Below are 20397 nucleotides of genomic sequence, written 5' to 3' on the forward strand. Positions count from 1 at the left end.
TCAGTCATACATTCTGTAGACAACGTCAATAATGGGTTCGTAGCGGCCCGTCGAGGGCTTCGGGAAAGGATTGCAACGGCGGATGCCCGTCTCGACCGCGCGGTCGAAACCGGAGTTGCCAGAAGAACTGGTCAACGTAACGCCATTCACCTTCCCGTCAGAACCTAACTGTACCCGGTATTGCGCGGTCGGATTCCCCGAGCCGCTGCGGGGCGGGGGCGGATACGCCACCCCGGGTTGCACGCAGGCGCGGACCTTGGCGCCATAGCCGCTGTCGCGTCCGCCGCCAGCCTGGTTGCGGTCGGCGGTGCCGCCGGGAATGCCGGCTGCGCCCAGGGCGTCGTTGCGGAACGCGTCCTTCAGCGCCTTGTCGGCGGCGGCCTTTTTGGCAGCCGCAGCCTTCTCGGCGGCAGCCTTCTCCGCAGCCGCCTTTTCGGCGGCGGCCTTCTCGGCAGCGGCCTTTTCAGCAGCGGCCTTCTCAGCAGCCGCCTTCTTGGCGGCTTCTTCCTTGGCCTTCTTCTCGGCAGTCGCCTTCTCAGCTGCGGCCTTCTCGGCAGCGGCCTTTTCAGCGGCGGCTTTCTCAGCGGCCTTCTCGGCGGCAGCTTTCTCGGCCGCCGCTTTCTGGGCGGCAGCCTTTTCAGCCGCGGCCTTCTCGGCGGCCTGGCGTTCCTGCTCCAGGCGCTTCTTTTCCTTCAGCTCGGCCTGCTTGCGCTCTTCCTCGAGGCGCGCCTTTTCCTTGGCGGCCTCGGCGGCTTCGCGTGCCTTCTCTTCCTGCTCGCGCTTCTTCTTGGCTTCCTGGATGGCGATCTCGGGATCGACTTCCTCGGTCTTGGCCTGAACCTGCGGTTCGGGCTCGGGAGGCGGCGGCGGGGGAGGCGGAGGAGGCGGCTCAGGCGTCTTTTCCGGCTCCGGCTCGGGCTGGGGCTTGGGTTGCGGCTTGGGGGGTTCGGGCTGGGGCGTGGGCGGCGGCGAGACGGGCGAATTGCCGTCTGCCCAGAGTTGTACCTGGACGGGGCCAGGGTTCTCGGTATGCCAGTTCACGCCAAAGATCAGGGCAACCAGCAGCAGCAGGTGCACCGCCACAGCCAGAATCAGCGAATTCCGGTTGTCGTTGTTGGGCGGGGTGGCCGGCGGGCCGCTGCGGTGTCGAATTATGGGTGGCGTCATGTGCGGTGCATGCCGGCCAGGGCCGGCGGATGGCGGCGCGTTAGCGTTTCTTGGCGGGGACGGGCTGGGAGGCGGCGCCGGACTGGTCCACCAGCAGGCCCAGGCGAGTGATGCCGTTGGTGCGCAGCTCGTCCATGACCTTCACGACCGTCTCGTAGGGCACCTTGCCGTCGGCGGCGATCACTACCGGCGTTTCCGCGGTAATGCGCGAACGCACTTGCGCGACCAGTTCGGGGCGCGCGATGTCCTGCATGGTGGCGCCGGCTTCGCGCATGCGCAGCGCGATCTTGCCGTCTTCCGAAATCTGGACTTCCAGGGGCTTGACCGGCACGTCGGAGGCGGCGCCCACCGACGGCAGCTGGATCAGCCCGGGCGTGATCAGGGGCGCGGTCACCATGAAGATGACCAGCAGCACCAGCATCACGTCGATGTACGGCACCACGTTGATGTCGGCCTTCATGCGGCGGCCGGACCTGCCGCGCGAGCTCACCGAGGGCATTAGCGCACCTGCCGTTGCAGAATGTTCAGGAATTCATCGACGAAGCTGTCGAAGCGGATCGAGATGCGGTCGATGTCATTCGTGAAGCGGTTGTAGGCAACCACGGCCGGGATGGCGGCAAACAGGCCGATCGCGGTGGCGATCAGTGCCTCGGCAATGCCGGGGGCCACCGAGGCCAGCGTGGCCTGCTGCATGTTCGACAGGCCGATGAAGGCGTGCATGATGCCCCAGACCGTGCCCAACAGGCCGATGTACGGGGACACCGAGCCGGCGGACGCCAGGAAATTGAGGTGGGATTCCAGCGAGTCCATTTCGCGCTGGTAAGCGGCGCGCATGGCGCGGCGCGGGCCGTCCAGCACGGCGGTGGCGTCGCCGCTGGCGTTACCGCGGCGGGCCTTCAGGAATTCGGTCATGCCGGCATCGAAGATGCGGGCGAGGGCGCCTTGCTCGTCGCGGCGCGAGGCCACGGCCTGCTGCAGCATCGACAGGTCGCCGCCCGACCAGAAGTCGTCTTCGAAGCGGCGCGTCTGGTCATGCGCCCGCTTGATGGCCATGCGCTTGGCGAAGATGTAGGTCCAGGACATGATCGAGATGCCCAACAGCATCAGCATGATGAGCTGGACCGGCACGCTGGCGTGCGAAATCAGCGAAAGCAACGACATGTCGTTGGTGACTTGCATGGTTATTCCTGAATGAATTCCAGTTTTGCGCGAATGTCAGCCGGCAACTCCGCCGGCCGCATGTGAACGGCATCGACGCAACAGACTTGGATGTTGCCTTCGGCAAGCAGTTCCCCGTTGCGCTCCGCGCGCTGCGCGAAGTGTATCGAAGCGCGGCCCAGTTTGGTGACTCGGCTGCGTATGGTAAGCAAATCGTCCAGCCTGGCCGGTTTGCGGTAGGACATATCCAAGGCGCGGACAACGAACAGCCGTTGCTCGCTGGCGGCCAGTCCGGACTGGTTGACGCCCAGGTCGCGCAGCCATTCGGTGCGGGCCCGCTCCAGGAATTTCAAGTAGTTGGCATAGAAAACCACCCCGCCGGCATCCGTGTCTTCGTAGTAGACGCGGACTTGCAGGGTGGATTCGGCGGACTTCGGATCGGTCACGGTACTCAAATGATGATGATGCAGATCGGGACGCGGGAAGTCCGTAGCAACTATAGGGTTAGAGCGTGTCGAGCTTGGTCAGCACGGCTTCAAGCGCGGACTCTACCGGAATCTTGGCCGCTTCGGTTTCCCGACGGGCCTGCAATTCCACCACACCATCATTCAGGCCGCGTTCTCCAACTGTTACACGCAGGGGCGCACCGATCAGTTCCCACTCGGCAAACATCACGCCGGGGCGGGCGTCACGGTCGTCCAGGATGACATCCACGCCGCGCGCCAGCAGGGATTCATAGAGCTTTTGCGCGGTGTCACGCACCGTTTCACTTTTGCCCCAGCCCACCGGGCAGATCACGACCTCGAACGGCGCGAGCGCACGGGGCCAGATGATGCCGCGCGCGTCGTGGTTCTGTTCGATGGCAGCGCCCACGATGCGGGTCACGCCGATGCCGTAGCAGCCCATTTCCAGCACGGCCGGCTTGCCGGTTTCGTCCAGGAAGGTCGCCTTCAGGGCTTCGGAGTATTTCTTGCCCAGGTAGAAGACGTGGCCCACTTCGATGCCGCGCTGGATCGACAACGCACCCTTGCCGTCGGGCGAGGGGTCGCCGGCGACCACGTTGCGCAGGTCGGCAACCAGCTCGGGTTCGGGCAGGTCGCGGCCCCAGTTCACGCCCTGGGTGTGGAAATCTTCGCGGTTGGCGCCGCAGACGAAATCGGCCATGTTGGCCACGGTGCGGTCGGCGATCACGTGGACCGGCTTGGCCGTCTTGACCGGGCCCAGGTAGCCGGGCTTGCAGCCGAAGTACTCGACAATCTCGGTTTCGGTGGCAAAGCGGAAGCCCGCCAGGCCCGGCAGCTTGCCCGCCTTGATTTCGTTCAGCTCGTGGTCGCCGCGCAGCAGCAGCAGCCAGATGTCGACCTTGCCCTTTTCGCCGTCGGTGGCCAGGACGATCGATTTGATCGTGCGTTCCAGCGCAATGCCGAGCAGCTTGGCCACGTCCTCGCACTTGGCGGCGCCGGGCGTCGCGACGTCTTCCATCGCCTGCGCGGCGGCGGCGCGGGAGGGGTACAGGCTCGGGGCCTCGGCCAGCTCGATGTTGGCGGCGTAGTCCGAGTCCGCGTTGTAGACCAGCAGGTCTTCGCCCGTGTCGGCGATCACCTGGAACTCATGGCTGCGCGTGCCGCCGATGGAGCCCGTGTCGGCCGCCACCGCGCGGAACTCCAGGCCCAGACGGCCGAAGATGCGCATATAGGCGGCGAACATGGTGTCGTAGCTCTTCTGGGCGCCGGCTTCGTCGCGGTCGAAGGAATACGCGTCCTTCATCGTGAACTCGCGGCCGCGCATCAGGCCGAAGCGCGGACGGCGCTCGTCACGGAACTTGGTCTGAATGTGATAGAAGTTCAGCGGCAGCTGGCGGTAGCTGTGGATTTCATTGCGCGCGATGTCCGTGATGACTTCCTCGGATGTCGGTTGCAGCACGAAATCGCGCTGGTGCCGATCCTTGATGCGCAGCAGTTCGGCGCCGTATTGCTCCCAGCGGCCGGATTCCTGCCAGAGCTCGGCCGGCTGGACCACCGGCATCAGCAACTCGATGGCGCCCGCCGCGTTCATTTCTTCGCGGATGATCGCCTCGACCTTGCGGATGACCTTCAGGCCCAGCGGCATGTAGGTGTAGATGCCGCCCGCGAGCTTGCGGATCATCCCGGCGCGGGTCATCAGCTGGTGGCTGGCGACTTCCGCTTCGGACGGGGCTTCTTTGAGGGTGTTGATGTGGTAGTTGGATGCGCGCATGTTTAAAGGTGGCAGCAGATACGTATAATCGACCGTAATTGTATTGAATTCGGTGGGGGTGGCCCATGCTTGACCGCGAAGGCTACCGCCCCAATGTCGGCATCATTCTCGTCAACACTAGAAACGAGGTCTTTTGGGGCAAGCGTATCAGGGAACATGCGTGGCAGTTCCCCCAGGGCGGCATCAAGTATGGCGAAAGCCCGGTGCAGGCCATGTATCGCGAACTCCATGAAGAAGTGGGCCTGAAGCCCGAGCATGTCCGTATTTTGGGGCGTACACGCGATTGGTTACGTTATAACGTGCCCGATCACTTTGTCCGGCGTGAGTGGCGTGGCCACTATAAAGGACAAAAACAGATTTGGTTCTTGTTGCGCCTGGTGGGACGTGACAGTGATGTTTGCTTGCGCGCGACGCAGCATCCGGAATTCGACGCCTGGCGCTGGAGCCAGTACTGGGTTCCGCTGGATGCCGTCATCGAGTTCAAGCGAGACGTCTATACCCAGGCGTTGAACGAGTTGTCGGCTATCCTCTTTCGGCGCCATCACGAAACCCGCTACCTGCGCCAACGGGTGCATGGTCAGCGGGCAGCAGAGAATTTGCCCGAAGGAACGGACGGTCATGCGCATATTGTTGGTTGAAGACGAACGGGACATGGCGTCCTGGCTGATGCGCGCGCTCGCCCAGAGCGGATTCGTGCCCGATCACGCGGCAGACGCGCGCACGGCCGAAGCCTTCATGGCGGGCACCGAATACGATGCCATCGTCATGGACTTGCGCCTGCCCGACAAGCATGGCCTGGTCGTCCTCCGGGAAATGCGCAACCGCGACGACCGCACGCCCGTCCTGCTCCTGACCGCGCAGGGCGCGCTGCAGGATCGCGTGCGCGGCCTGAATCTGGGCGCCGACGACTTCCTGACCAAGCCCTTCGCGCTCGAAGAACTCGAAGCCCGTCTGACGGCGCTCGTGCGCCGCAGCCGCGGCCGCCAGCATCCGCGCCTGCAATGCGGCTCCCTGTCCTACGACAGCGAAAGCCGTGCGTTCACGCTGGACGGATCGCTGCTGTTCCTGACCCCGCGCGAACACGCCGCCCTGGCGGCGCTGCTGACGCGCAGCGGCTATCCGGTGGATAAGTCGCAATTGTTCGGCAAGGTCTTCACGCACGACAGCGAAGCCAATCCGGACGCCATCGAGGTCGTGCTGCACCGCCTGCGCAAGAAGCTGGCCGGCAGCGACGTGCGCATCGTGACCGTGCGCGGGCTGGGCTACATGCTGGAAAGCGTCGCCAGCGAGTCCGCGGAACCCTAAGTGAGCCTGCGGATACCCGGACTGCCGCGCGTCGGCATCCGCGCGCTTCTCATCATTTTGCTGCTGCCCGGGGTGGTGGTGCTGCTCGTCATCGACAGCCTGAACGACTACCGAACCCTGGCCGAGATCACCAACGAGGCCTATGACAGCGCCTTGGTCGAACCGGCGCGCGTGCTGGAAAGCAGCCTCGAATTCACGCCCGACGGCAACCTGCAGGTGGCCACGCCGCTCTATGCGCAGGTCATGCTCGAATCGCGGGCGGGCCTGCGCAAGTATTTCCGCATCGAGGAAATCGATCCGCCCCTGCCGGACGGCGCGCCCGTGCCGCCGACGCAGGGCAAGACGCTGCTCGGCATGCCGGAGATGCCGCGTCCGCCGTCCTGGCCCCGGTCCAACGGCCAACCCATCTTCTACGACAGCGTGTACCGCAACGACCCCGTGCGCGTCGTGTCCGTGGTGCGCGATCTCTATTACCAGGGCCAGCATCGCCAGGTGCTGGTCGTCGTGGCCGAAAGCACCGGCAAGCGCATCGAGGCCGAGAACAATGCGCGGCGCCAGGAGATCCTGCGCGATTCGCGGATGCTGGCGCTCGTCGTGCTGCTGGTCTGGTGGGGCGTGTCCTGGGCCTTGAAGCCGTTGCGCCGGTTGCAGGCCGACATCCGCGGACGCCGGCCCGACGACCTGACGCCGCTGGACGCCTCGCGCGTGCCCAGCGAAGTCGCGCCGCTCGTCGAAGCCGTCAATCACCACATCGCCCGCTACCGGCGGGTGCTGGACGAGCAATCCAACTTTCTTGCCGACGCTTCGCATCAATTGCGCACGCCGCTCGCCATCATGCTGACGCAGGCCCAATACACCCTGCGTGAACGCGATCCCACGCGGGCGCGCGAAGGGCTGCGCGCCATCGTCGACCAGCTCGGGCGCACGCGCCGGCTGACCGAGCAGCTCCTGTCGCTGGCGCACGCCCACCAGGCCGGCCAGACCCCGCGCCAATTGCTCGACATGAATGCCGTGTCGCGCGAAGTCGTGCTGCAGTACCTGCCGCTGGCGCACGAAAAGCAGCAGGACCTGGGCTGGGTGCAGGCCGACGCCGAAGACGGCCAGGACACGCCGGTGCCGGTGTCCGGCAACGAGGCCGAACTGCACGAGGCCCTGTCCAATCTCGTGCACAACGCCATCCATTACGCACCCGTCGGCGCGCGCATCACGGTTTCCGTGTGCCGCACCGACAGCCGTGTCCAGGTCGCCGTATCCGACAACGGGCCCGGCCTGGAGCCCATCATGCGCACGCGCGCATTCACGCGTTTCGAGCGCGTGGGCACGGACAAGCCGGTGACCTCCTCCGGTTCCGGCCTGGGCCTGGGCATCGCACGCGCCTACGCCCGGCGCAACGAAGGCGACATCGAACTGCGCGATGGCGAGCCCAACGATCAGGGCGGCGTCGGCCTCGCGTCGGTGCTGTGGCTGCCGCTGGCGCCCACCGTGTCGCAGTACCCGCGCCCCGCCGAGGTCCAGCTCAAGGGCGATCAATAACGGGCGAACCCCAAGCCCGCTTCTTCACTTCCCGCTTTTTTCGCGCACACCGCGCCTGCCGATCAGGGATAACCCCCGAATTCAGGAATGCGACAGCGCACAGAAAGCGGATTAGCAGCTTCCTTCCGTAATCTGCGGTCCGGCCTGTCGTCAGGGGCCGGGCGCTGTCCGCTTCGTGCAGCGCATGAAAGGCCGGCGCGGTCCGGTACAAGGAAGGAGGACGGAAGTGAAAAAGACAATCAACAGAAAGGACTATTACGGCGGTGCGCTGATGGTCCTGATCGGCCTGGCCGCTGTGTATGGCGGCACGGACTATCACATCGGCTCGCTCAGCCACATGGGCCCGGGCTTCTTTCCCGCGGCGCTCGGCGGCCTGCTGGCGCTGACCGGCTTGCTGATCGCGATGTCCGCACGCTCGGCGGAACCCGCGGCGCCCGCGCCCGCTGAAGGCCACCCCACCGGCATGCCCGATATCCGGGGCAGCGTCTGCATTCTGCTCGGCATCCTGGCCTTCCTGCTGCTGGGCCATTACGGCGGCCTGCTGCCCGCCACGTTCGCCATCGTCTTCATCTCGGCGCTGGGCGACCGCAAGAACACGATCAAACAGGCCATCCTGCTGTCGATCGCCATGTCCGCGATCGCGGTCGTCGTTTTCTGGTGGGCGCTGCAACTGCAGCTTCCGCTGTTCCGCTGGGGTTGATACGCCATGATTTCTCAAGCTTTGGTAGACCTTTGGTACGGCTTCGGCGTCGCGTTCCAATGGCACAACCTGATGTGGTCGTTCTTCGGCGTGCTGGTGGGCAACCTCATCGGCGTGCTGCCCGGCATGGGCGCGCTGTCCGCGATTTCCATCCTCCTGCCGTTGACCTACGTCATGCAGCCCGTGCCCGCCATCCTGATGCTGGCCGGCATTTTCTATGGCTCGCAGTACGGCGGCGCGATCGGCGCCATCCTGCTCAACCTGCCTTCGCACCCGCCGCACGCGGTCACGTGTCTTGATGGTTATCCATTGACCAAGCAGGGCAAGGGCGGAACAGCGCTCGGCATCACGATGATCTGCTCGTTCTTCGCGGCGTCGGTCGGCATCATCGTCATGATCTTTGCCTCGCCGCTGCTGGTGGAGATCGCGTTCAAGTTCGGCCCGACCGAAATCTTCTCGATCATGCTGCTGGGCTTGTTGGCAGGCGCCACTATGTCCCGCGGCTCGCCGCTCAAGGGCGTGGCGATGACGCTGTTCGGCCTGATGTGCGGCGTGGTCGGCACCGACGTGAACACGGGCACCATCCGGTTTTCGTTCGGCCTGCTCGACCTCTCCGATGGCCTGGAGCTGGTCGCGATCTCGATGGGCCTGTTCGGCGTGGCCGACTTCCTGATGAGCGTGAACCGCATGACCATCATCGGCAGCGGCGCCAAGCTGCGTCTGCGCGACATGCGGCCCAGCAAGCAGGAACTGAAGACCGCCTTCTGGCCCATGGTGCGCGGCACGGCCGTCGGCACACTGTTCGGCGCCATGCCCGGCACCGGCCCGACCATCACCACGTTCGTCGCCTACGCGCTGGAACGCAAGGTCTCCAAGACGCCCGAGAAGTTCGGCACCGGCATGATCGCCGGCGTGGCATCGCCGGAAGCCTCGTCGCACTCCAAGACGCAGGTCGACTTCATCCCGACGATGAGCCTGGGCATTCCGGGCGACGCCGTGATGGCGCTGATCCTGGGCGCGTTGCTGATCCAGGGCATCCAGCCCGGCCCGCAGCTCATCACCGAGCATCCGGACATCTTCTGGGGCCTGATCGCCAGCTTCTGGGTGGGCAACGTGCTGCTCATGGTGCTGAACGTGCCGCTCATCGGCGTGTGGGTCAAGCTGCTGCAAGTGCCTTACCGCTACCTCTTCCCGTCCGCGCTGTTCTTCATCGCGGTGGGCGTCTACAGCACGCAGAACAGTCTCTTCCAGATCTGGGAAGTGCTGGCCTTCGGCGTGATCGGCGCGGTGCTGATGACGTTGGAGTTCTCGGTGGCGCCCATTCTGCTGGGCTTCGTGCTCGGCCCCATGGTCGAAGAGAACTTCCGCCGTGCACTGCTGCTGTCGCGCGGTGACCTGGCTGTGTTCGTCGAACGTCCGATCAGCGCGTGGTTCATTGGCGCAAGCGCCTTGCTGATCGCGCTGCAGGTCTGGGCCTTCGTGCGCCGCAACAAGGGCAAGAACAAACCCCAGGTGCCGCAGACGGCCTGATTCCTCGCCTTGCATGTGCTACACGCGGCCCGGCTTTTGCCGGGCCATTTGATTTGTGCGGCGGCATCCCTCATGCTTTGGGTTTTCATCGCCAGCCCGCTGCCACCATGCACATTCTCTTTGCTTGTCCCCATCACGATCCTGACGCCTGGGTGCCTCGCCTCGAGGCCGCCATGCCCGGTTGCCGTATTTCGGTATGGAATCCCGACGGCCCGCCGTCTGGTGCGGAGGTCGCGCTGGTATGGCGCCCGCCAGCCCAGCTCTTCCAGCACGAAACCGGCTTGCAGACGCTCTTTAATCTGGGCGCGGGCGTCGATGCCTTGCTGAAGATGCCGGAGATTCCCGCACACGTGCGCATCGTGCGCCTCGAAGACGCCGGCATGTCGGTGCAGATGGCCGAATACGCGCTGTATGCGCTGCTGCGCGTCTCGCGCGATTTCGAAGCCTTCGACCAGGCGCAGGCACGCCAGCATTGGGACACGCGCGAAGGCACCCGGCAGGCCGACTGGCCCGTGGGCGTTCTTGGGCTGGGGCAGGTCGGAGCGCGCGTTGCGCAGACGCTGGCCGAATTCGGCTATCCCGTTGCCGGCTGGTCGCGCTCGCCGCGCGAGATTCCCGGTGTCGAATCCTTCGCCGGCGAGGCCGCCTTGCCCGCCTTCCTCGGCCGCACGCGCTTTCTGGTCAACGTCCTGCCGCTGACGCCCGATACCCAAGGCATCCTGAACCGCGAGACGCTGTCGCAGTTGCTGCCCGATGCGCATCTGGTCAACGTGGGGCGCGGCGAGCATCTGGTCGAAGATGATCTGGTGCAGATGCTCGAAGAAGGCGAAATCGCGGGCGCCACGCTCGACGTCTTCCGCACCGAACCGCTGCCGAAAGACCACCCGTTCTGGCACGACCCGCGCGTCCACGTTACGCCGCATATCGCCGCGCGCACGCTGCGCGACGAAAGCATCGAACAGATCGCCGGCAAGGTCGCGCAACTGATGCGCGGCGAATCCATCACCGGCGTGGTGGAGCGCTCGCGCGGCTACTGAGGCGCGGGCGTCACGGCTTTCTCCAGCCGCTGGTACATCGAGGGCAAACGCTGCGACAGAAAATCCAGCAGCGTCCGCACGGCGGGCATCATGCCCCGCCGTGACGGATAGATGCAGTGCACGATGCCCTCGGGCGACTGCCATTGCGGCAGCACCGGCACCAGTTGCCCGCGGCGCAGTTCCTCCTGCGTGGCAATCGACGGCAGCAACGCGATGCCGCGTCCACGCACGGCCGCTTCCGTCAGCACGATGAAGTCGTTGCACGACAGTTGCGGCTTCAATTCGATCTGCACCTCTTCGCCCTTGTCATTGCGCAGCGGCCACCGCACTTCGTTTTGCGGATCGCTGAAGCTCAGCGTCACATGCGACGCCAGGTCCTGCGGCGTATCCGGCGCGCCGTGGCGCTGCAGATATCCGGGACTTGCCACCAGCGTGCCGCGCGCCGTGCCCAGGTGCCGGACAACCAGTTCCGCGTCCGTGTCGAGCTTCGTGCGCACCCGCAGCGCCAGGTCCACGCCTTCGCGGATCAGGTCCACCCGCCGGTTGGTCACCAGCAATTGCACCGATATCGCGGGCCACGCATCCAGGAATTCCGGCAGCAGCGGGGCCAACACGTCCTGCGCGATCGACACGGGGCAGCTCACGATCACGGGGCCGGTCGGCTCCGCCTGCAATTGCCGCATGGCATCGTCCGCCGCCCGCGCCGACGCGGCCATCTCCCGGCAGTAGTGCAGGTAGCGCTCGCCGGCGGACGTCAGCCGAAGCCGGCGTGTCGTGCGCTGCAAAAGGCGCACGCCCAGGCTTTCTTCCAGGTGGGATATGCGGCGGGATAGACGGGATTTTGGAATGTCCAGCGCGCGCGCCGCGGCGCTGAAGCCTCCTTGCTCGACGACTTGCGAAAAGTAGTAGAGGTCATTGAGATCTTGCATGATTGTTCTATATTTGGAACGAACAGTTCATCATACCCGTATTTATGTATTCAATCGGTCCCACTACAGTGTCGCCATGCACAACGGATCTGCCAACGCCGCCCAAGCGGCAAGGCCCCGCCCGATCATCTTGACGGGTGCGGCGCTGACAGATCCAGACCGTCCACCCCGGGCGGGCCCACTGGAGATATCTGCAATGAAAACCCTGGTCATCCTTTCCTCGATTCTCGGCGAACGTTCCAACAGCAAGCAATTGGCCGATCACCTGATCGCCCGCGTCAAGGCGTCCAATCCGGCCTCTGCCATCAAGGTCCGCGACATCGGTGCGCAACCCATTCCTTACTTCGACGGCAATACCGCGGGCGCCCTGTTCACGCCGGCCGAATCGCGCACCGTCGAACAGCAGCGTCTGGTGGAACTGAGCGACTCCCTCGTCGCCGAGCTCATGGAAGCCGACCGCATCGTCTTCGCCGTGCCCGTGTACAACTTCAATCTGCCGGCGCAGTTCAAGTCTTATCTGGATCACCTGGCGCGCGCCGGCGTCACGTTCCGTTATACGTCGGAAGGCGTGCCCGAGGGGCTGGTCAAGGGTAAACAGGTGGTCGTGCTGACGGCACGCGGCGGCAAGGCGGAAGGCACGCCCTCCGACACGATGACGCCGTACCTGCGCCAGATGCTGGCATTCCTGGGCATGACCGAAGTCACCTTCATCGCCGCGGAAGGCATGGCCATGGGCGAAGTGGCCGCGCTGGAGGGACTGGCCCTGGCCAAGCAACGCATCGACGCGCTGCTGCCGGCCGCCAGCGAAGCCTCGCTCGCCGCCTGACCCGGCGGCGCTGCCGCATCAAGCAAAAAGGCGAGCCGGAAGGCTCGCCTTTTTCATTGGACCAAGACGGCTGGCTTAGTCGCGCAGACGCTTGATGAGGCTGGACGTGTCCCAGCGTCCACCGCCCAGTTTCTGGACGTCGCCATAGAACTGGTCCACCAGCGCAGTCAACGGCAGGCGCGCGCCGTTGTTGCGCGCCTCGGCCAGCACCAGGCCCAGATCCTTGCGCATCCAGTCCACCGCGAAACCAAAGTCGAACTTGTCGTCGACCATGGTGCCGCCGCGGTTCTCCATCTGCCAGCTCTGCGCCGCGCCCTTGCTGATGACGTCCAGCACCTGCTTCATGTCCAGGTCCGCCGCCTGGCCGAACGCGATGGCTTCGGACAGACCCTGCACGATACCGGCGATGCAGATCTGGTTGACCATCTTGGCGAGCTGGCCTGCGCCCGGAGGGCCGACCAGCGTGACCGCGCGGCCAAAGCACTGGGCCACGGGCTTGATGGCGTCGAACACGGCCTGCTCGCCGCCGCACATGACCGTCAGCGCGCCATTGACGGCGCCAGCCTGACCGCCCGACACGGGGGCATCCACGAAGTTCAGACCCAGCTCTTTGGCTTTCGCGTGCAGTTCGCGCGCCACATCGGCGGAAGCCGTCGTGTGGTCGACGAACACGGCGCCCGGCGCCATGCCGGCAAACGCGCCGTCCGGACCCAGCACGACGCTGCGCAGGTCGTCGTCGTTGCCCACGCAGGCAAAGACGATCTGCGCGCCGGCAACGGCTTCGCGCGGGGTGGCCGCGCTGTGGCCGCCAAACTCGGCGACCCAGGCCTGCGCCTTGGCGGGGGTCCGGTTGTAGACGGTGACGTCATGCCCGGCGCGGGCCAGGTGACCGGCCATGGGCAAGCCCATCACGCCCAATCCGAGGAAAGCGACTTTCTGGGCTACGGCTGCGTCGTAGCTCTTGGTACCGATCGTTGCCATGCAATGGACTCCGCTGAATAAGGGTAGGTCTGTTTCAGGACACTAACCTTAACGCAATCAAAAGCCGGCGGCGAGTCCATCTCTGCGGCTATCGCTGGCGCTGACGTAGCCGTCCACGGCCGGATCGCCCAACCGCCAGATGAATTGCCCCGATCCAAAGTCCATGTACGGATCGTCCATGCCCTGCAGCACATGGCCGCGCTCGCGCAGTCCCTGCGCGATGGCAGGAGACACCGTCGGCTCCAGGTCCACCTCCAGGCCCCGGTTCCACTTCCAGCGCGGCGCGTCGCACGCGGCCTGCGGCTGCTGGCCGTAGTCCAGCATGCGCACCAGCGCCTGCATCTGGCCTTGCGGCTGCATGTTGCCGCCCATGACGCCAAAGCTCATCACCGGCGCGCCATCACGCATCAGAAAACCCGGAATGATCGTGTGGAACGGCCGCTTGCCGCCCGCGACCACGTTGGCGTGATCGGGATCGGTGCTGAAGCCGTGTCCGCGGTTCTGCAGGCTGACGCCCGTGCCCGGCACCACGACGCCGGATCCGAACCCCATGTAGTTCGATTGGATGAAGCTGACCATCATGCCGTTGCGGTCGGCGGCGGTCAGGTAGACCGTGCCGCCTTGCGGCGCATGGCCGGTCGCGAAGGTCTGCGCCGTTCGCGGATCGATCAGACGGGCACGCTCGGCCAGGTAGTCGGCGCGCAGCATCTGCTCCGGCGCGACCCGCATGTGGCGCGCATCGGCCACGTGCGCGTAGACATCGGCAAACGCCAGTTTCATCGCTTCGATCAGCAGGTGCTGCGTCTCGGGATGATCGACCGGACGCGCCGCCAGATCGAAGTTCTGCAGGATGCCCAGTGCGATCAGCGCCGCGATGCCCTGGCCGTTGGGCGGAATCTGGTGCAGCGTATGGCCGCGGTACGACTGGCTGATCGGGGTGACCCACTCGGGCGCATAGTCGGCCAGATCCTTCAGCGTCAGGGCCGCGTCGTGCGCCTGCGCGTGCGCCACCAGTTTATGCGCCGTCTCGCCTTCGTAGAAGTCGCGCCCGCCGGTTGCGGCAATGCGTTTGAGCGTCGCCGCCGCGCCTTGCAGGACGAAGTGTTCGCCGATGTGCGGAGCACGCCCACGCGGCAGGAAATGGTCGGCAAAGCCGGGCTGCGGATGCAGCATGTCGGCCTGCGCGGTCCACTTCTGGTGCACCATCGGCGTGATCGCAAAGCCGCGTTCGGCGTATTCAATGGCGGGCGCCAGGATGTCGGCGAAAGACAGGCGGCCCAGCTTTTCGTGCAACGCAGCCCAGCCGGCTACGCAGCCCGGGACGGTGGCGCTGTCCCAACCTCGCGCCGGCACCGAGCCCTGATGCTTGCGCCGGAAGTAGTCCACATTCCAGGCGGCGGGCGCCGGTCCGGAAGCGTTAAGCCCATGCAGCTTCGCGCCGTCCCAGATGATGGCAAAGCAATCCGAACCCAAACCGTTGCTGACGGGCTCGACCAGCGCCAACGTTGCCGCCGCGGCAATCGCCGCATCCACGGCATTGCCGCCCTGCGCCAGAATGCGCAGGCCCGCCTGGGCAGCCAGCGGCTGGGAGGTGGCGACGACGTTGCGGGCAAAGACGGGCGTGCGGGTACTCGTATACGGATTCTTCCAGTCGAAATTCATGTCGAATCATCGCGTGGGGTAAACCCGTAGCTTAACGTAGATGAAATTGCCTTTGTACGATTTGTTTCTGTAGGTAATTTTCAGTAGTCTTCAGCCGGATGGTGCAGGGCGCGCCCAAAGAAAAACCCCGGGGCAGGCCCGGGGTTTGGGAGGACAGCGCCGCGGCAGGGCGGCGGCTGAGCCTTACTCTTCTTCGACGAAGGTCTCTTCGCGCTTCTTGCGGATGGCCGGCAGGGCCACCAGGATCACCAGGAACACGGCGACGGCCAGCAGGGATGCCGACAGCGGACGCGTCACGAAGGTGGAGAAGTCGCCACGCGACAGCAGCAGGGCACGGCGGAAGTTCTCTTCCATCATGGGACCCAGCACCAGGCCCAGCAGCAGCGGGGCGCCTTCGCACTTCAGCTTCGACCACACGTAGCCGATGATGCCGAACATGGCTGTGGTGAAGATGTCGAACGGGTTGTAGTTAAGTGAATACACACCGATCGTGCAGAACACCAGAATCGCCGGGAACAGGATGCGGTAGGGCACCTTGAGCAGCTTGACCCACAGGCCGATCAGCGGCAGGTTCAGCACCACGAGCATCAGGTTGCCGATCCACATCGAGGCGATCAGGCCCCAGAACAGCTCCGGGTGGCTCGTCATGACTTGCGGGCCGGGCTGGATGTTGTGGATCGTCATGGCGCCCACCATCAGCGCCATCACGGCGTTGCCGGGGATACCAAGCGTCAGCAGCGGAATGAACGAGGTCTGGGCTGCAGCGTTGTTCGCCGATTCCGGACCTGCCAGGCCGGCCGGGTGGCCCTTGCCGAAGCGTTCCGGATTCTTCGAGATCTTCTTTTCCAGCGTGTAGGAAGCGAACGAGGACAGCACCGCGCCACCGCCCGGCAGAATACCCAGGGCCGAACCCAGGGCCGTGCCACGCAGCACGGCGGGAGCGGCTTCCTTGAATTCCTGCTTGTTCGGGTACAGCGTGCCGATCTTGTCGGTGATGTCGACGCGGTTTTCCTTCTGCTCCAGGTTGGTCATGATTTCGGCAAAGCCGAACACGCCCATGGCCACGATGGCGAAGTCGATGCCGTCTTGCAGTTCCGGCACGCCGAAGTCGAAGCGGGCAACGCCCGAGTTGACGTCGGTACCGACCATGCCGAGCAGCAGGCCCAGGATGATCATCGCGATTGCCTTGGGCAGCGAGCCCGAGGCCAGCACCACGGCGCCGACCAGGCCCAGGCACATCAGCGAGAAGTATTCGGCAGGACCGAACTTGAACGCGACTTCAGCAAGCGGGGGCGCGAACGCAGCCAGCAGCAGCGTGGCAACGCAACCGGCGAAGAACGAACCCAGCGCGGCAATTGCCAGCGCGGCGCCCGCCCGGCCGTTGCGGGCCATCTGGTGACCGTCCAGCACGGTCACCACCGCTGACGTTTCTCCTGGCAACGCCACAAGAATTGCCGTCGTGGAGCCGCCGTACTGGGCGCCGTAGTAAATACCCGCCAGCATGATCAGGCCGGCCACCGGGGGCAGCACGTACGTGATCGGCAGCAGCATTGCGATGGTCGGAACGGGGCCAATGCCCGGCAGCACGCCAATCAGCGTCCCCAGGATGCAGCCCAGCAGTGCATACAGCAGGTTCTCGGGCGTGAACGCCACCGAGAAACCCATCATCAGGTTGTCAAACAATTCCATGGCCGGTTGCTCCTTAGTTCATGCCCAGAAACGACGGCCACAGCGGGAAAATCAGCCCCAGCCCCTTGATGAATGCCAGGTACGTGAAGACCACCAGGAAGATGCCGTTGGCAACGGCGACCTTCAGGCTGAATTCATGGCTGGCAAGACTGCTGACGACCACCAGCACGAACACCGAGATGTACACGCCCAGCAGCTTCAAGACCAAGCCGTACAGAACGACCGAGCCCACCACCAGGAAGACGATGCGCCAGTCGAACTTGTCGACGTGAGTTTCATGGGCTTTCTTGGACAGCGAGCCAAGCAGCACGATGGCGCCGAGCAATGCAAGAACAATGCCTAGCCAGAAAGGAAAGTACCCTGGGCCCATTCGGGCAGCAGTACCCATTTGGTAGCTGCTGGCCTGCCAGGCGAATCCCAGTCCGAGAGCGATGAACATCACCCCCGACCAGAAATCCTGTCGATTGCGTAGCTGCATGATTGGTTGGCTCCTGTTTACAGCATGTAGATAAAAGAGGTTTGTAGCCGGATGGACGCTCGCCGAAAGGCGAGTGACAGGCACAAAAAAGGCACTTCGGGGTGCCATTAATTATTCTGAAAGCGACGTCGTGGTTTCTTGAAAGGCCGAATGGTAATGGACGCCCGCCACGCTGCAAACCCTGTAAGGTCTGTGAAAGGCTGGGGTTTTCCCTAGAATTGGGGAACTCCCGATCCCCGTTTGTAACGCGGTCGGAAGTTTGAGGGCTTTTTGAAAGCTAAGTGAAAGTTTATAGAAAGATTGGCGAAAGCCGGATCGGCCGGATGCGGCAATTTCGACGGATGGGGACTTTTCTTGGCAGGCTAGAGCCGGTAACCTTCGCGCGCCAAAACCCAACCGTATTTCCTACTGAATATTGCCGGGTTTCTCACCTTGCGTGAAGAGGCCCGGTCCAACCCAGGATGGTTTACGATAGCGCCCATGCTGCAAGATCTAGACCAACTCGCCGCCCGAATCGGGCAACTGGTGCAACGCACCCGCCAACTCCACGCCGAGCGTGACGCGTTGCGTCTACGCGTGAACGACTTCGAAGCCGAACAGCGCGTGCTCAAGCAGCGCGCTGCTGACCGCGAGGCCGAGGTCGTCACGCTGCAAAGCAAGCTTCAAGATAACGACGGCGCCGTCTCGGCCCTGCTCGAAGAAGCCAAGCGGTCGGAAGCCGCGCTGCGCGAACAACTGGCTCGCGAGTCCGCCGAGCGCCACGCGCTCGAGTCGCGCTTCGCCGCTCGCGAAAGCGAACTGCAGGGTAGCCTGCAATCGCGCGACACAGAACTACAGCGTTTGCGTGTGGCTGCCGCGTCGGCCCGCGAACGCATCGACGCCGTCCTGGCCCGCTTGCCGGGTGCGCCGTCCGGAGAGCAACACTAATGGAACGTGTAGACGTATCGATCCTCGGCCGTGAGTATTCACTTGCATGCTCCGCCGAAGAAAAGCCCACGCTGCTGGCCGCCGTGCGCCATGTCGATCAGCTCATGCTGCGCATCCAGGGCACGGGCAAGGTGTCCAGCAATGAACGCATCGCAGTGATGGCCGCGTTGCAGATCGCTGGCGAGCTGCTTGCAATGAAAGCACCCGACGGTCCTCTTGGCGGTTTGGCGGTCGGCGACTTCAAGAGTAGAATTGAGGACATGAACGCAGTACTAGATGACGCCTTGTCGGGTCAGGAAAAACTGCTCTAACGTTCATACGCTGCATTCAAGATTTTCAAGTTTGTCCCTGCCGTGTTCGTGACTAGGCCATACATTCTCTGAACCTATGTCTTTTTGGCATATTGGTTGCGGGAGTGCAGAGCTGGAGTGATTGTCTCTCGCAGACGAACCCGATGCTCTTCGGAACGCGACCACCTTGAACCTCAGGGTTCGAGATGCCGGCCTTGACGGCACAGGCGGGGCATCTATCCCAGCGGACCTGCCTTGGCGCAGGTCCGCGTCGGGTGCCTCTCGGCAAATACCCTTCGTCCTCCCACATAGGACCAGTCCATGTTCAAACACCCCGTTTTTTCGCTCACCAAGCTTGGTGCGGCGTGCGCAGCCGTGGCCGCCATCGCTGTGGCTCAACCCGTTTTTGCGCAAGCCCAGGCACCCGCAGCGACGACGACCGCCGCCGAGTCGGCCGCAAACCGTTCGCCGGAACTGACCTTGCAGGCGATGGCATCTTCCGAGGTCAAGCAGGACACCGTCCGCATCGCTTTGTCGGCTGAAGTCGAAGCGCCGGACCAGCCGGCCGCCGGCCAGAAGCTGACCGCCGCGCTCGAAGACGCGGTCAAGCGCGCGCGCGACACCAAGGACGTTGAAGTGCGCACCAGCAACTTCAACGTCTGGCCCAACATGAACAACAAGGGAAAGATCGCGTCGTGGCGCGGCCAGGGCGAGATCGTGCTGGAATCCAAGGACTTCGCAGCTGCCGCGGCCCTTGCTGCCAAGCTTTCCGACAAGACCGCCATTTCCAACATCAGCTTCTCGCTGTCGGACGCCGCACGTGAAGCCGAAGAGCGCAAGCTGCTGAAAGAAGCAGCGCAGGCCTTCAAGGATCGCGCATTGGCTGCGGCCAACGCGTTCGGTTTCTCCGGCTACCGCCTGTCCAAGCTGGACCTCGGCGGCTCCGGCGCTCCCGCGCCGATGCCGCGCATGATGGGCGCGGCCATGGCTAAGGGCGGTTCGTTCAGCAGCGCCGACGTCAGCGTTCCCCTTGAAGCAGGGAACGTGACGGTCAGCGTCGCCGTCAACGGGACGATCGTTTTGCAGTAAGACTGAACATGATGGCGCCCAGGGCGACCATCGGCAGGGACAGCCACTGTCCCATGCTCAAACCACCCGCGAGCAGGCCCAGAAAGTTGTCCGGCTCGCGGGTGAACTCCACCAGGAAGCGGAACGTTCCGTAGCCCATCAGGAACAAGCCGCTCACCTGTCCCAGCGGGCGCGGCTTGCTCGAAAACCACCACAGCAACGCAAACAGCACGATGCCTTCCAGGCCCAGCTCATAGAGCTGCGAGGGATGGCGCGGCAATCCGTCGCCGCTGTCGGGAAACACCATCGCCCACGGCACATCGGTGGGACGGCCCCACAATTCGCCATTGATGAAGTTGCCCAGCCGGCCAAAGCCCAGGCCCAGCGGGATCAACGGCGCGATGAAATCGCTGATTGCGAAGAACGGCAGGCCCTTCTTGCGTGCAAACAGCAGCATCACCAGAATCACGCCGATCAGGCCGCCGTGGAAAGACATGCCGCCCTGCCACAGGTACAGCACTTCAAGCGGATGCGACAGGTAGTAGCCCGGCTTGTAGAACAGCACATATCCCAGCCGGCCCCCCAGCACCACGCCCAGCACGCTATAGAAGATCAGGTCTTCCAGGTCCCGCACGTTCAGCGACGTGGTGTGCCCGCTCTTGATGCGGTGGCGTCCCAGCAAATACACGAGCGCGAAGCCCGCCAGGTACATCAGCCCATACCAATGGATGGCGAGCGGCCCGATCTGCAGGGCGATGGGGTCGAATTTTGGATATTCCAGCATGTTCTGCCCGACACAATAAAGTTGAATGATAATAACCGGCGAGCACTGAAGATTCGCATGCAAGCGAGCCAGCTTCCCCGGGTGCGTTCGCCATGTCC

Annotated in this window: 21 protein-coding genes and 1 other RNA gene; 11 read left to right on the top strand and 11 right to left on the bottom strand. The window is 64.3% G+C overall.

What is annotated here, in order from left to right; genetic code table 11:
• From tolA to CLM73_RS03520, 5 genes are read right to left on the bottom strand one after another with little or no spacing between them, the layout of a single operon-like run.
• A complete protein-coding gene (gene tolA / locus CLM73_RS03500; protein ID WP_105237337.1) occupies positions 1-1167 on the bottom strand; it encodes a cell envelope integrity protein TolA in 1167 nt (388 codons plus the stop codon).
• Between the two features lie 40 nt (positions 1168-1207).
• On the bottom strand, positions 1208-1666 hold the full coding sequence (gene tolR / locus CLM73_RS03505; protein WP_105237338.1) for a protein TolR: 459 nt from the start codon (positions 1664-1666) through the stop codon (positions 1208-1210).
• A complete protein-coding gene (gene tolQ / locus CLM73_RS03510) occupies positions 1666-2346 on the bottom strand; it encodes a protein TolQ (protein ID WP_056564211.1) in 681 nt (226 codons plus the stop codon). Before tolQ ends, tolR begins: the two co-directional genes overlap by 1 nt.
• Before the next feature lie 2 nt (positions 2347-2348).
• Entirely contained in the window at positions 2349-2771 is a 423-nt protein-coding gene (gene ybgC / locus CLM73_RS03515) for a tol-pal system-associated acyl-CoA thioesterase (RefSeq protein ID WP_056564208.1), read from the bottom strand.
• 58 nt (positions 2772-2829) lie between these two features.
• Positions 2830-4560, bottom strand: a complete 1731-nt coding sequence (locus tag CLM73_RS03520) for a proline--tRNA ligase (protein WP_105237339.1) — start codon at positions 4558-4560, stop codon at positions 2830-2832.
• A gap of 65 nt (positions 4561-4625) precedes the next feature.
• On the opposite strand from CLM73_RS03520, the gene CLM73_RS03525 reads away from it, so the two are divergent.
• The 6 genes from CLM73_RS03525 (at position 4626) to CLM73_RS03550 (ending at position 10665) form a co-directional block, all read left to right on the top strand.
• Positions 4626-5198 carry an RNA pyrophosphohydrolase gene (locus CLM73_RS03525; RefSeq protein ID WP_056327909.1) on the top strand — a complete coding sequence of 191 codons (573 nt, stop codon included), beginning with the start codon at positions 4626-4628 and terminating at the stop codon, positions 5196-5198.
• The gene (locus tag CLM73_RS03530) at positions 5179-5865 is read left to right on the top strand and encodes a response regulator (RefSeq protein ID WP_056327910.1); all 687 of its coding nucleotides are present in this window, start codon (positions 5179-5181) and stop codon (positions 5863-5865) included. Before CLM73_RS03525 ends, CLM73_RS03530 begins: the two co-directional genes overlap by 20 nt.
• A complete protein-coding gene (locus CLM73_RS03535; protein WP_199778246.1) occupies positions 5866-7398 on the top strand; it encodes a sensor histidine kinase in 1533 nt (510 codons plus the stop codon).
• A gap of 271 nt (positions 7399-7669) precedes the next feature.
• Positions 7670-8098 carry a tripartite tricarboxylate transporter TctB family protein gene (locus CLM73_RS03540; protein WP_105241366.1) on the top strand — a complete coding sequence of 143 codons (429 nt, stop codon included), beginning with the start codon at positions 7670-7672 and terminating at the stop codon, positions 8096-8098.
• 6 nt (positions 8099-8104) lie between these two features.
• On the top strand, positions 8105-9628 hold the full coding sequence (locus CLM73_RS03545) for a tripartite tricarboxylate transporter permease (RefSeq protein ID WP_105237340.1): 1524 nt from the start codon (positions 8105-8107) through the stop codon (positions 9626-9628).
• 107 nt (positions 9629-9735) lie between these two features.
• Positions 9736-10665, top strand: coding sequence for a 2-hydroxyacid dehydrogenase (locus tag CLM73_RS03550; protein WP_105241367.1), 930 nt, complete (start codon positions 9736-9738; stop codon positions 10663-10665).
• Here CLM73_RS03550 and CLM73_RS03555 read toward each other — a convergent pair.
• Positions 10659-11594 (bottom strand): LysR family transcriptional regulator, encoded by a 936-nt coding sequence (locus tag CLM73_RS03555; protein ID WP_105237341.1) that lies wholly within the window; start codon positions 11592-11594, stop codon positions 10659-10661. The two genes, CLM73_RS03550 and CLM73_RS03555, sit on opposite strands and share 7 nt — an antisense overlap.
• 196 nt (positions 11595-11790) lie before the next feature.
• Here CLM73_RS03555 and CLM73_RS03560 point away from each other — a divergent pair, with 196 nt between their 5' ends.
• Positions 11791-12420: an FMN-dependent NADH-azoreductase gene (locus CLM73_RS03560; RefSeq protein ID WP_105237342.1), complete on the top strand. Its 630-nt coding sequence runs from the start codon at positions 11791-11793 to the stop codon at positions 12418-12420.
• Positions 12421-12495: 75 nt separating this feature from the next.
• Here CLM73_RS03560 and CLM73_RS03565 read toward each other — a convergent pair whose 3' ends face one another.
• From CLM73_RS03565 to CLM73_RS03580, 4 genes are all read right to left on the bottom strand, one after another.
• Positions 12496-13401, bottom strand: a complete 906-nt coding sequence (locus tag CLM73_RS03565) for an NAD(P)-dependent oxidoreductase (RefSeq protein ID WP_105237343.1) — start codon at positions 13399-13401, stop codon at positions 12496-12498.
• Positions 13402-13458: 57 nt separating this feature from the next.
• Entirely contained in the window at positions 13459-15063 is a 1605-nt protein-coding gene (locus tag CLM73_RS03570; protein WP_105237344.1) for a gamma-glutamyltransferase family protein, read from the bottom strand.
• Between the two features lie 183 nt (positions 15064-15246).
• Positions 15247-16752, bottom strand: coding sequence for a tripartite tricarboxylate transporter permease (locus CLM73_RS03575; RefSeq protein ID WP_105237345.1), 1506 nt, complete (start codon positions 16750-16752; stop codon positions 15247-15249).
• A 13-nt stretch (positions 16753-16765) separates the two neighbouring features.
• Entirely contained in the window at positions 16766-17230 is a 465-nt protein-coding gene (locus CLM73_RS03580) for a tripartite tricarboxylate transporter TctB family protein (RefSeq protein WP_105237346.1), read from the bottom strand.
• 480 nt (positions 17231-17710) lie between these two features.
• Here CLM73_RS03580 and CLM73_RS03585 point away from each other — a divergent pair, with 480 nt between their 5' ends.
• The 4 genes from CLM73_RS03585 to CLM73_RS03600 all read left to right on the top strand — a co-directional run bounded on the left by CLM73_RS03585 (position 17711) and on the right by CLM73_RS03600 (position 19536).
• Positions 17711-18157, top strand: coding sequence for a hypothetical protein (locus CLM73_RS03585; protein ID WP_199778247.1), 447 nt, complete (start codon positions 17711-17713; stop codon positions 18155-18157).
• A complete protein-coding gene (locus CLM73_RS03590; RefSeq protein WP_105237348.1) occupies positions 18157-18468 on the top strand; it encodes a cell division protein ZapA in 312 nt (103 codons plus the stop codon). The genes CLM73_RS03585 and CLM73_RS03590 overlap by 1 nt, the downstream gene beginning before the upstream one ends.
• A gap of 31 nt (positions 18469-18499) precedes the next feature.
• A non-coding RNA gene (ssrS, locus tag CLM73_RS03595) (6S RNA) lies at positions 18500-18685 on the top strand.
• An 83-nt stretch (positions 18686-18768) separates the two neighbouring features.
• Positions 18769-19536 (top strand): SIMPL domain-containing protein, encoded by a 768-nt coding sequence (locus CLM73_RS03600; protein ID WP_105237349.1) that lies wholly within the window; start codon positions 18769-18771, stop codon positions 19534-19536.
• Here the strand turns inward: CLM73_RS03600 and lgt are convergent.
• On the bottom strand, positions 19511-20299 hold the full coding sequence (lgt, locus tag CLM73_RS03605) for a prolipoprotein diacylglyceryl transferase (protein ID WP_092579583.1): 789 nt from the start codon (positions 20297-20299) through the stop codon (positions 19511-19513). The two genes, CLM73_RS03600 and lgt, sit on opposite strands and share 26 nt — an antisense overlap.
• Between the last annotated feature and the right edge of the window lie 98 nt (positions 20300-20397).

This window comes from Achromobacter spanius (assembly GCF_002966795.1).
Classification (GTDB): Bacteria; Pseudomonadota; Gammaproteobacteria; order Burkholderiales; family Burkholderiaceae_B; genus Achromobacter; species Achromobacter spanius_D.

Excerpts from the sequence above, each read along its gene's own strand:
- tolA (WP_105237337.1), bottom strand. The coding sequence starts at position 1,167 with ATGACGCCACCCATAATTCGACACCGCAGCGGCCCGCCGGCCACCCCG.
- tolR (WP_105237338.1), bottom strand. The coding sequence starts at position 1,666 with ATGCCCTCGGTGAGCTCGCGCGGCAGGTCCGGCCGCCGCATGAAGGCC.
- tolQ (WP_056564211.1), bottom strand. The coding sequence starts at position 2,346 with ATGCAAGTCACCAACGACATGTCGTTGCTTTCGCTGATTTCGCACGCC.
- CLM73_RS03520 (WP_105237339.1), bottom strand. The coding sequence starts at position 4,560 with ATGCGCGCATCCAACTACCACATCAACACCCTCAAAGAAGCCCCGTCC.
- CLM73_RS03525 (WP_056327909.1), top strand. The coding sequence starts at position 4,626 with ATGCTTGACCGCGAAGGCTACCGCCCCAATGTCGGCATCATTCTCGTC.
- CLM73_RS03530 (WP_056327910.1), top strand. The coding sequence starts at position 5,179 with ATGCGCATATTGTTGGTTGAAGACGAACGGGACATGGCGTCCTGGCTG.
- CLM73_RS03540 (WP_105241366.1), top strand. The coding sequence starts at position 7,670 with ATGGTCCTGATCGGCCTGGCCGCTGTGTATGGCGGCACGGACTATCAC.
- CLM73_RS03545 (WP_105237340.1), top strand. The coding sequence starts at position 8,105 with ATGATTTCTCAAGCTTTGGTAGACCTTTGGTACGGCTTCGGCGTCGCG.
- CLM73_RS03550 (WP_105241367.1), top strand. The coding sequence starts at position 9,736 with ATGCACATTCTCTTTGCTTGTCCCCATCACGATCCTGACGCCTGGGTG.
- CLM73_RS03555 (WP_105237341.1), bottom strand. The coding sequence starts at position 11,594 with ATGCAAGATCTCAATGACCTCTACTACTTTTCGCAAGTCGTCGAGCAA.
- CLM73_RS03560 (WP_105237342.1), top strand. The coding sequence starts at position 11,791 with ATGAAAACCCTGGTCATCCTTTCCTCGATTCTCGGCGAACGTTCCAAC.
- CLM73_RS03565 (WP_105237343.1), bottom strand. The coding sequence starts at position 13,401 with ATGGCAACGATCGGTACCAAGAGCTACGACGCAGCCGTAGCCCAGAAA.
- CLM73_RS03570 (WP_105237344.1), bottom strand. The coding sequence starts at position 15,063 with ATGAATTTCGACTGGAAGAATCCGTATACGAGTACCCGCACGCCCGTC.
- CLM73_RS03575 (WP_105237345.1), bottom strand. The coding sequence starts at position 16,752 with ATGGAATTGTTTGACAACCTGATGATGGGTTTCTCGGTGGCGTTCACG.
- CLM73_RS03580 (WP_105237346.1), bottom strand. The coding sequence starts at position 17,230 with ATGCAGCTACGCAATCGACAGGATTTCTGGTCGGGGGTGATGTTCATC.
- CLM73_RS03585 (WP_199778247.1), top strand. The coding sequence starts at position 17,711 with ATGCTGCAAGATCTAGACCAACTCGCCGCCCGAATCGGGCAACTGGTG.
- CLM73_RS03590 (WP_105237348.1), top strand. The coding sequence starts at position 18,157 with ATGGAACGTGTAGACGTATCGATCCTCGGCCGTGAGTATTCACTTGCA.
- CLM73_RS03600 (WP_105237349.1), top strand. The coding sequence starts at position 18,769 with ATGTTCAAACACCCCGTTTTTTCGCTCACCAAGCTTGGTGCGGCGTGC.
- lgt (WP_092579583.1), bottom strand. The coding sequence starts at position 20,299 with ATGCTGGAATATCCAAAATTCGACCCCATCGCCCTGCAGATCGGGCCG.